General features: G+C 69.6%; 9 protein-coding genes. 6 read left to right on the plus strand and 3 right to left on the minus strand.

The features are described 5' to 3' along the window. Positions 1-51: 51 nt before the first annotated feature. From VQ042_RS08785 to lpxK, 6 genes are all read left to right on the plus strand, one after another. A complete protein-coding gene (locus tag VQ042_RS08785) occupies positions 52-1,395 on the plus strand; it encodes a TldD/PmbA family protein (protein WP_331818258.1) in 1,344 nt (447 codons plus the stop codon). Beyond that, the gene (locus tag VQ042_RS08790; protein WP_331818260.1) at positions 1,392-2,189 is read left to right on the plus strand and encodes a 3'(2'),5'-bisphosphate nucleotidase CysQ; all 798 of its coding nucleotides are present in this window, start codon (positions 1,392-1,394) and stop codon (positions 2,187-2,189) included. Before VQ042_RS08785 ends, VQ042_RS08790 begins: the two co-directional genes overlap by 4 nt. A gap of 113 nt (positions 2,190-2,302) precedes the next feature. After that, entirely contained in the window at positions 2,303-2,536 is a 234-nt protein-coding gene (locus VQ042_RS08795; RefSeq protein WP_331818262.1) for a DUF4170 domain-containing protein, read from the plus strand. Positions 2,537-2,588: 52 nt separating this feature from the next. Beyond that, positions 2,589-3,377: a lysophospholipid acyltransferase family protein gene (locus VQ042_RS08800; protein WP_331818264.1), complete on the plus strand. Its 789-nt coding sequence runs from the start codon at positions 2,589-2,591 to the stop codon at positions 3,375-3,377. Then, positions 3,374-4,792: a 3-deoxy-D-manno-octulosonic acid transferase gene (locus tag VQ042_RS08805; RefSeq protein WP_331818266.1), complete on the plus strand. Its 1,419-nt coding sequence runs from the start codon at positions 3,374-3,376 to the stop codon at positions 4,790-4,792. The genes VQ042_RS08800 and VQ042_RS08805 overlap by 4 nt, the downstream gene beginning before the upstream one ends. Next, positions 4,789-5,820 (plus strand): tetraacyldisaccharide 4'-kinase, encoded by a 1,032-nt coding sequence (lpxK, locus tag VQ042_RS08810; protein ID WP_331818268.1) that lies wholly within the window; start codon positions 4,789-4,791, stop codon positions 5,818-5,820. Before VQ042_RS08805 ends, lpxK begins: the two co-directional genes overlap by 4 nt. Before the next feature lie 7 nt (positions 5,821-5,827). Here the strand turns inward: lpxK and VQ042_RS08815 are convergent, their stop codons facing one another. The 3 genes from VQ042_RS08815 to glgX all read right to left on the minus strand — a co-directional run bounded on the left by VQ042_RS08815 (position 5,828) and on the right by glgX (position 10,179). Continuing rightward, positions 5,828-6,040: a DUF2093 domain-containing protein gene (locus VQ042_RS08815; protein WP_331818270.1), complete on the minus strand. Its 213-nt coding sequence runs from the start codon at positions 6,038-6,040 to the stop codon at positions 5,828-5,830. 100 nt (positions 6,041-6,140) lie between these two features. After that, on the minus strand, positions 6,141-7,991 hold the full coding sequence (gene mutL, locus VQ042_RS08820; RefSeq protein WP_331818272.1) for a DNA mismatch repair endonuclease MutL: 1,851 nt from the start codon (positions 7,989-7,991) through the stop codon (positions 6,141-6,143). Positions 7,992-8,124: 133 nt separating this feature from the next. Continuing rightward, positions 8,125-10,179 carry a glycogen debranching protein GlgX gene (glgX, locus tag VQ042_RS08825; RefSeq protein WP_331818274.1) on the minus strand — a complete coding sequence of 685 codons (2,055 nt, stop codon included), beginning with the start codon at positions 10,177-10,179 and terminating at the stop codon, positions 8,125-8,127. Between the last annotated feature and the right edge of the window lie 7 nt (positions 10,180-10,186).

A 10,186-nucleotide genomic window follows, 5' to 3' on the forward strand; every position in this document is an offset into this window, starting at 1 on the left:
TATGGCATCGCACAATAAATGGTTCGGTGACGAACACCAGCAGGCAGGTTCATGGACGACGACAGCACGCGGCTCCTTTCGGTCGCCGAGCGGCTCATCAAGACCGCACGAAATGCCGGGGCCGACGCCTGCGACGTGGCGGTGGTCCGCTCCTTCGGGCGGTCGGTCTCGGTTCGGCTCGGCGCGGTCGAGGACACGGAGAATTCCGAGAGCGAGGACATGTCGCTGCGGGTCTTCGTCGGTCGGCGCGTCGCCACCGTTTCGGGCGATATCCACAGTGATCCGCAACCGCTGGTCGAGCGGGCGATCGCGATGGCGAAGGTCTCGCCGAAGGATCCGTTCGCGAGTCTGGCCGATCCCGACCGCCTGGCCGATGGCAGCGACGATTTCGCGCTCGACCTCCATGACGGGACCGACCTCTCGACAAAGGCGATGATCGCCGAGGCGCTGGAGATGGAAGACGCGGCGCGCGGCGTCGAGGGCGTGACCAATTCGGGCGGCGCATCGGTGTCGGCGGGCGCCTCAGGGCTGGTGCTGGCCACGTCGTCGGGGTTTGCCGGCCATCGCATGCGCTCGGGCTTCTCGCGATCGGTCAGCGTCATCGCGGGAACCGGCGTCGGCATGCAGCGCGATTATGATTTCGACTCCCGCATCCATTATGGCGATCTTGACAGGCCAGAGGCGATCGGCCGGCGGGCCGGCGAACGGACGGTGCGCCGCGTCAACCCGCGCACGGCCGCAACCGGTCGCATGCCGATCATCTACGATCCCCGGATCGCGCGGGGCCTCGTCGCCAGCATCGTTTCGGCCGTCAACGGCGCGGCGATCGCTCGCGGGACCAGCTTCCTGAAGGACCGCATGGGCCAGCCGATCCTGCCGGCCGCCTTCACCCTCATGGACAACCCGCTGATGGTGCGGCGGCCAGGTTCGCGCCCCTTCGACGGCGAGGGCGTGCGCGGCGAGCCCATGCCGCTGGTCGAGGACGGCGTACTGCGGAACTGGCTGCTGGACACGGCGACCGCCAGGGAGCTGGGACTGCGCAGCAACGGCCGCGCGTCGCGCGGCGGCAGCGGCGTATCGCCCTCCGCCAGCAACGTGATGCTGTCGCCCGGGCAGATGTCTCGCGAGGCACTGATCCGTGACACCGGCGAAGGCCTCTACATCGACGAACTGATCGGCCACGGCACCAATCTGGTCACCGGCGACTACAGCTGCGGCGCCTCGGGGTACCTGATCGAGAATGGCGAGCTGACCACGCCGGTCTCCGAACTCACCATCGCCGGCAACCTGACCGACATGCTGGCGTCGCTGACGGCGGCCGACGACCTCGACGAACGCTTCTCGATCGTCGTTCCGACGTTGCGGATCGAATCGATGACCGTGGCGGGCAAGTGACCTCGACCCGATACCGCGAGGATCTGGACCTGTTGAAGGCGGCGGCCATCGAGGCCGGCGAGATCGCCCTCGGTTTCTTTCGCCGCGACCCGCAGGTCTGGTGGAAGGAGGGCAATTCGCCGGTGAGCGAGGCCGACTTCGCCGTCGATCTGATGCTGCGGGACACGCTTGTCGGCGCGCGACCGGATTACGGCTGGGTGTCGGAGGAGATGCAGCCGGATGACGCGCGCAACATATCGGCCAACCGGTTCTTCGTAGTCGACCCGATCGACGGCACGCGGGCCTATCTGCGCGGGGAAAATACCTGGTGCGTGTCGATCGCCATGGTCGAGGACGGCCGTCCGGTCGCCGGCGTGATCGCCGCCCCGGCAATGGGCGAGATCTTCGAGGTGACCGCCGACGGCGCGCCGCTGATGAACGGCGCGCCATGTGCGGTGAGCCAACCCGGCGAAGGCGAGCCCTTGCGGCTCGCGATGCCGGACTCGATGCGCAAGCGGGTCGAGTCCTCGGGCGGCGAAGCCTTCGTCAGCGAGCCCGCGGTGCCGTCGCTCGCCTACCGCCTGGCGCTGGTCGCAAGCGGTCGGCTCGACGGCACACTGATCCGGCCGCGCGCAAGCGACTGGGACATCGCCGCCGCCGACCTTCTGATCGAGCGGGCGGGAGGGCTGCTGTGCGGCCGCGCCGGAACGCCCACGATCTATCGCAGCGAGGGGCGACGGCACGACATCCTGATGGCCGCCTCGCAGACGGCCATGCCGCGGCTCCAGCGACTGGCCAAAGCCGTTCCCGACTGAATATCAACGCTCTCGCCTTGGTGCCGGCAGGATTTTGGTGCAGGACACGCCTGCGCTAGGTAACAGCACCGAAGGTTCGCCGCGCGGCGCAATGCAGGACCAAAGGGGACACGATGGAAGAGCAGAAACCCAAGCAGCTTCTTCACCTCGTATTCGGTGGTGAACTGGAAAACCTCCAGAGCGTCGATTTCAAGAATCTCGACGATCTGGATATCGTCGGGATCTTCCCGGACTACGCTTCTGCGCTGGCGGCGTGGCGGTCCAAGGCGCAGCAGACCGTGGACAATGCCGCGATGCGTTACTTCATCGTCCACATGCATCGTCTGATGGACCCTGAAAAGCAGTGAGAGCCGTCTGCCCCGCGACAGGCGACCGGGCGCGTACATGTCGGATGAATTGATGGTACAGGCTCGGACCGGCGAGGGCGGCAAGCCGCCGCCCAGGCGTCAGCAGGGCATCCTGCGTGCGTGGCGCAAGCACGTGCGCCGGCTGGGCAGGCAATTGTTGCACAGCCGCCCTGCCATGGCGCTCGGGGGCAGCGCGATCTATCGCGGCCTGCGCCTCGTGCATGCGACCCAGAGCGAGGCCGCCGGCTCCGCGGACTGGCGCGCCAAGTTGACCGCGGAGCATCCGGCGATCGTCGGGCTGTGGCACGGCCAGCATCTGCTGGCGCCGTTCTTCCGGCCGGACGAACTGCCCTACGTCGCGCTGCTTTCGCGCAATGCCGACGCCGAGATGAATGCGGCAGTGGTCGCGCGGTTCGGCATCGAGACGGTGCGCGGTTCGGGCGGGCGCGCAGGTCCGGTGCGCAGCCAGAAGGGCGGCGCCCGGGCGCTGATCGCGCTGCGGCGCTATCTCGGCCGGGGCTTTGGCGTCTGCATGATTGCCGACGTGCCGAAGGGCGTGCCGCGGGAGGCCGGGCTCGGCATCGTCACGCTGGCGCGGATTTCCGGCCGACCGATCCTGCCGTCCGCAGCGGTCACCAGCCGTCGCTATGTAGTCGCGAGTTCCTGGGACAAGACCACCCTGCCGCTGCCCTTCGGCCGGATTGCTGTCGTGGTCGGTGACCCGATCACCGTGCCGGCCGACGCCGACGCGGCCGAGATGGAGGCCAAGCGCCGCGAGATCACGCTGGCGATCGAAGCGGCCAATGTCGCGGCCGAGCGGCTGGTCGGGAGGCTCGCTTGAGCGATCTTCTGGCACGCGTCGCGCTGGCTTCGTACCGGGCCGCCGGTACGCTCGTCTATCCGCTGCTCGGCCCCTATGTCGGCTACCGCGCCTCGCGGGGTAAGGAAGACCGACTGCGCCGCCGCGAGCGCTACGGCTATGCCAGCGTCGCGCGCCCGGCGGGTCCGCTGGTCTGGGTCCATGCGGCCAGTGTCGGCGAGAGCGCCGCGGTCACGCCGCTGGTGCGGGCGATCGCCGCCGACGGCATCTCGGTGCTGATGACCACCGGCACCATGACGTCGGCCACTCTTGTGGCCGAGCGGCTGGGCGACTGCGTGATCCATCAATATGTTCCGCTCGATCTCGGGCCCTCGATCCGGCGTTTCCTCGACCACTGGCGTCCCGACGTGGCGATCGTGGCGGAAAGCGAAATCTGGCCGACGACGCTGATGGAACTCAACCGGCGGCGCNGTTTCCTCGACCACTGGCGTCCCGACGTGGCGATCGTGGCGGAAAGCGAAATCTGGCCGACGACGCTGATGGAACTCAACCGGCGGCGCATTCCGCAGGTGCTCGTCAATGCCCGCCTGTCGGATCGCTCCTTCAAGCGCTGGAAATCGGCGCCCCGGCTGGCCGAGACGCTGCTGGAGGCGCTCGCCCATGTCGTCGCCCAGTCGGATGTCGACGGCGAGCGCTTCCACCTCCTGGGCGCCCGGGCCGTCACCGTGGCCGGCAATCTGAAGGCCGATACCAGCCCGCCGCCGAACCCGGGCGCGTCGCTCGACGAGATCACCGCGGCGCTGGGAGAGCGCCCGCGCTGGGCCGCACTCTCGACCCATGCCGGCGAGGAAAAGCTGGCCGGCGAGGCGCATCGCAATCTCGCCGATCGCCACCCGGGGCTGCTGACCATCATCGTGCCGCGCCACACCATGCGCGGCGGCGAGATCGAGGCCGAACTCACCGCCGCCGGTTTCACCGTGGCGCGCCGCAGTCGCGGCGACATCCCCGACGCCTCGACCGACATCCTGCTCGGGGACACGATGGGCGAGATGGGGCTGTATCTGCGGCTGACCGACATCGCCTTCCTCGGCAAGTCGGTGACCGGGGAGGGCGGGCAGAACCCGCTCGAGGCGGCCATGCTGGGAACCGCGATCCTGTCGGGCCGCTACGTCCAGAACTTTCGCGATGCCTATCAGCGGCTGTTGAAGAACGGCGGCGCCAGGATCGTGCGCGACAGCGATACGCTCACCGCCTGCCTCGACCAGATCCTTCAGGACCCGGCGGTGCGGGCGCGCATGAAGCAGGCTTCGGCGGCGACGGTGGAGGAGATGCGTGGGGCCTTGCCGCGCACGATGCGGGCACTGCAGCCCTTCCTGCATCCACTCAGGCTGTCGGTGGGGCTGGATCGCTGCAACCGTCCGGCGGCGCCGCGATGATGCGGGCCGAGACGCCGCCTTTCTGGTGGCGGCCGAACGCCTGGCAGAGCCGTCTGCTGGCCCCGGCGGCGGCGGTCTACGGCCGGGTCGCCCGGCGCAATCTCGAAAACGGCGAACGCGCCGATGTCGGGGTTCCGGTGCTGTGCGTCGGCAATTTTACCGTCGGCGGCGGTGGCAAGACGCCGACCGCGATGGCGCTGGGACGGGCGGCGCTGGCCGCAGGGCTGCGCCCCGGCTTCGTGTCGCGTGGCCACGGCAGGGCCAGCCGCGGTGCCGTACTGGTCGACCCGGCCCATCACAGCGCGGCGGAGGTCGGCGACGAGCCGCTGCTGCTCGCCGGTGTCGCGCCGACCTGCGTGGCGGTCAACCGTCGGCAGGCGGCGGAAGCGCTGCTGGCCGAGCGCGGCGTCGATTTCATCATCATGGATGACGGCTTCCAGAGCGCCCGGCTGGCGATCGACTACGCGCTGATCGCGGTCGATGCGCGGCGCGGCCTCGGCAATGGCGCGGTGGTGCCGGCCGGGCCGGTGCGGGCGCCGATCATCGACCAGATCCGCTTCGCGGACGCCCTCCTGGTGATCGGACAGGGCGAGGCCGGCGACAGCATCATCCGGCGGACGGCGCGGGGCAACAAGCCGATCTTCGAGGCCTCCCTGGAGCCGTCGGACGGCGCGCGCTTCGCCGGCCTCAGGGTCCTGGCCTTTGCCGGCATCGCCGACCCGGCGAAATTCTATGCGAGCCTGACCGCCCTCGGGGCCGAGATCGTCGAGAGCCGGGACTTTCCCGACCACCACGTCTTCTCCAAAGACGACATGGACGAATTGTCGTCCTCGGCCTGGCGTTCGGGCCTGCAGATGGTCACCACCCGGAAGGACGCGGTGCGGCTGTCCACCGGATCGGCGGCCATGCAGCTCTTCCTGAAGGAGTGCGAGGTGCTGGACGTCGCGCTCGTCTTCTCGCCGCAGAGCCTGGGCGCGCGCATCGTGCGCGACACGCGGCGGGCCTTCCGGCGACGCCGATTCGGCTGAGCCGGTCTCAGCTCTTGCCGGCGACGTCCATCTCGCGGCGGAACGAGGTCTCGCCGTCGACATAGGCTTCCTGCCGTTCGACGCTCCAGTAGCGCAGGAGATCGAGCGGGATCGCCTCGCCGGTCACCGCGCAGCGCACATAGGCGCCGGGCCGCACGACCTGAAAATCGGGCGTGCCGTAGCGCAGCTTCGCCTCGCCGCCATTCTCCATGCGGTTCATGGATGTCTCCGCTGTCGGTGAACCGGCATCATAGGCCGGTTGGTCGGCTTCTGCCTAGCGCCGGGCCGTCGGTGCGTCAAATGCCGTTCGCTCGGAGCCGTCAGCGACGGCCGAACATCTTCTCGATGTCGGCGAGCTTCAGCTCGATGAAGGTCGGCCGGCCATGATTGCACTGGCCGGAGCCGGGCGTCGCCTCCATGTCGCGCAGGAGGGCGTTCATCTCCTCCGGCTTCATCAGCCGGCCCGCGCGCACCGAGCCGTGGCAGGCGATGGTGGCCGCGACATGGTCGATGCGGCCGCGCACGCCGTCGGTGGTGCCGGCCTCGGCCAGTTCGTCGGCGAGATCGCGCACCAGCTTCTGGCAGTCGACGGTGCCCAGGATCGCCGGTGTCTCGCGCACGGCGACCGCGCCGGGGCCGAAGCGCTCGATGGCGAGGCCGAGCCTGGCGAAGGTCTCGGCCTGTTCGGCCAGGCGGTCGACATCGTCCTCGGGCAGGTCGACGATCTCGGGGATCAGCAGCAGCTGGGCAGCGAGCGGACGGCCGTGCAGCGCCGTCTTCAGGGCTTCGTAGACGAGCCGTTCATGGGCCGCGTGCTGGTCGACGATGACGATGCCGTCCTCGGTCTCCGAAACGATGAAGTTGCGATGGAACTGCGCCTTGGCGGCGCCGAGCGGATGGTTCGCCGCCGCGGCCGGCCTTTCGTCCCGAGTCGGAGCGGTCGCCGGCTCGAAGGAATTTGGCTCCAGCTCATGGGGGCGTCGGTCGAGCGTGGCGGCCTCGGCGCGCTCGTCCAGTGGCCGGTAGGGTGAGGCCTCCGCGGCATAGGCGGCCTGGCGCTGCGCGGCAAAGCCGCCCGGGGCAAACCCGTCGAAGCGGCGCGGCGCGGGCGTGACCGGTTCGGGATCTGCCGATCCGCGGAAGCGCGCCATTAGCCCGGCGGCGTTGGTGGTTGCCGACCGCAGGCCCGCCTCGTTGAAGGCCTGGCGCAGGGACCCGACGATCAGGCCACGCACCAGGCCGGGATCGCGAAAGCGCACATCGGCCTTGGCCGGGTGGACGTTGACGTCGACCAGGGCCGGGTCGAGGTCGAGAAGCAGGACGGCCACCGGATGGCGGTCGCGGGCCAGCACGTCGGCATAAGCCCCGCGCAGCGCCGAATGCAGCATCTTGTCGCGGACCGGCCGGCCATTGATGTAGAAGAACTGCTGCTGGCCGTTGCCGCGATTGTAGGTCGGGATGCCGGCAAAGCCGCGCAGGCGCACATCCTCGCGGATCGCATCCACGGGGATCGCGTTGTCGGCGAATTCGGCCGTCAGCACGTCGGCGATCCGCGGCAGCGGCGCATCGCCCGGCACCGCCTCGAACACCGCCGTCGAGCGGTCGGGGCCGGACAGCTCGAAGCGCACGCCGGGAAAGGCGATGGCGATCCGCCGGACGATCTCGGTGATGGCGCCGGATTCGGCGCGGTCGCTCTTGAGGAACTTCAGGCGGGCCGGGACGGCGTGGAAGAGGTCTCGGACCTCGATGATCGTGCCCCGCGACAAGGCGGTGGGGCGAAGCTCGGAGGGCCTTCCCGCCTCGACGGCAATCTCGTAGGCCTCCGCCGCGCCGGCGGCGCGCGATTTCAGGCTGAGCCGGCCCACCGAGCCGATCGAGGGCAGCGCCTCGCCGCGAAAGCCGAGCGTGGCGATGGCGTCGAGGCCGCCCGAGAGCTTGGAGGTGCAGTGGCGCCGGACCGCCAGCGGCATTTCGCCGGCGGGAATGCCGCAACCGTCGTCGCTGACCCGGATCAGGTTCTTGCCCCCGCCGGCGGTGGCGATCTCGATCCGCCGCGCGCCGGCGTCGAGGGCGTTCTCGACCAGTTCCTTGACGACGCTCGCCGGTCGCTCGACGACTTCGCCGGCGGCGATCTGGTCGATCAGGGCGTCGGAGAGCTGCTGGATGGGCATGACGGAACGGGCCCGGTTCGCGGTGACTGGCGCGTGGATCGCGGCGCGGCGCGGCGCGGCGCTCGCCGTTCTTACCGCTTCGACCCGGCGCCGGCAAACCTCGCAGATGCCGGGCCTGTGGACGGCGCGGCGTTCAGAGCCGCTCCTCCAGGGTGACGAAGACCGAGCGTGCCTGGACGACGAGAGGCTCATCCCAGGCGATCCGGCGGGGTTCGAGCCGCGGCCAGTCCGACTGGATGTGCAGGCAATAGGCGTGGCCCTCGCGCGGCTGCGGCAGGGTGATTTCGATATCCTCGTGAGCGCCGTTGACATAGATCACCGCCCGTTCGCTCTCGGTGTCGGTCGCGCGCCGCGGCGCATAGACCGACATGCCGAGAAAGCGCCGCTCGGGATCGGCCCAGTCGGCCGCCTCCATGGGCTGGCCTTCCTCGTTGAGCCAGATCACGTCCTCGACGTCGCCGCCCTCGACGGGACGGCCGGTGAGGAACCGGTCGGCATTGAGGGCGGGATGCTCGCGGCGCAGTCTGGCGAGCCGGGCGACGAAGTCGATCAGCCCCGCGTCGGCACTCTCCCAGTCGAGCCAGGTGATCTCGTTGTCCTGGGCGTAGCCGTTGTTGTTGCCGCGCTGGGTGCGGCCGAACTCGTCGCCGGCGACGATCATCGGCGTGCCACGCGCGACCAGCAGCGTCGCCAGCATGGCGCGGACGTCCTTGGCGCGGGCTTCCAGGATGGCCGGATCGTCGGTCTCGCCCTCGACGCCGTTGTTCCAGGAATGATTGTCGTTGTGGCCGTCGCGGTTGCCCTCGCAATTGGCCTGATTGTGCTTGTGCGCATAGGCGGCGATGTCGGCGAGCGAGAAGCCGTCATGGGCGGCGACGAAATTGACGCCGGTGGACGGGTGGCGGCCCTCGCGGTCGTAGAGATCGGCCGAACCGGCCAACCGCGTCGCCAGGGCGCCGACCATACCCGCGTCGCCCTTCCAGAATCGGCGGACATCGTCGCGGAACTTGTCCTGCCATTCGAACCAGGGCTTGGGGAACTGGCCCACCTGATAGCCGCCGGGCCCGATGTCCCAGGGCTCGGCCACATGGATCCGGTCCTTCAGCAGCGGGTCGGCGGCGAGCATGCGGAAGAAGGGCGCCTCGTCGGAGAAGCCATCGTCCAGACGGCCGAGCACCGGGGCGAGATCGTAGCGGAAACCGTCGATGCCGGTGGCCTCGACCCAGGTCCGCAGCGCGTCGATGCACAGGCGTGCCACCGGCTCGCGGTGGGTGGCCAGGGTGTTGCCGGTGCCGGTGTCGTTGATCAGGAACTGCGGCTCGTCCTCGGCATGACGGTAATAGAGAAGGTTGTCGAGGCCACGATAGCAGATGGTCGGGCCGTCCTCGTCGCCCTCGCCGGAATGGTTGAGCACCACGTCGAGAAGGACGCGGATGCCGCGCGCGTGAAAGGCGTCCACCACCCGCCGGATCTCGGCGAAGCCGCCGGGCGCCAGCCGGGGATCGGGCGCCATGTGGGTGATGGGATTGTAGCCCCAGGCATTGGTGAGGTGGAATCCGGCCAGATGGCTCTCGTCGAGCCAGGCCGCCAGCGGCATGAGTTCGACCGTCTGGACGCCGATCTTCTCCATGTGATCGAGGAAGACGGGCTCGGCCAGGGCGGCCACCGTGCCGCGGATCTCGGCCGGAACGTCCGGATGGCGCTGGGAATAGGCGCGCACCAGCACCTCGTAGGTCAGGCCGGGCGCGGCGAAGGGCAGGGGCCGGGCGCTGCGGTCCGGTGACGTGACGATCGCCCGCGGCACGAAGGGCGCGCTGTCGAGGTTGCTCTGGGGCGGTGCGGCGAGGGCCGGCTGGTAGACGAAGGGCCGGTCGAGATGGACGGCATTGGGATCGACCAGCAGCTTGGAGCGGTCGAAGCGGTGGCCATCCTTCGGCCGGTAGGGGCCGAGGGCGCGCAGGCCGTAGCGGGCGCCTGCGGCCAGTCCCGGCACGAACCCGTAGCGCCAGCCGCCGTCCTGGCCGGGCAGGACGAGCCGGTCGGTTTCCCGCGTGCCGATCGCGTCGAAGAGGCAGAGCTCGATCGCGTCGGCGTTCTCGGAATAGACGGCGACATGCACGCCCTCGCCGTCGATCGTCGCTCCGAGCGCGGCCGGCCTGCCGCGCTCGTCGGTGATGGCATACTTCATGAGGTCT

It is taken from the genome of Aurantimonas sp. A2-1-M11 (genome assembly GCF_036549475.1).
GTDB lineage: Bacteria > Pseudomonadota > Alphaproteobacteria > Rhizobiales > Rhizobiaceae > Aurantimonas.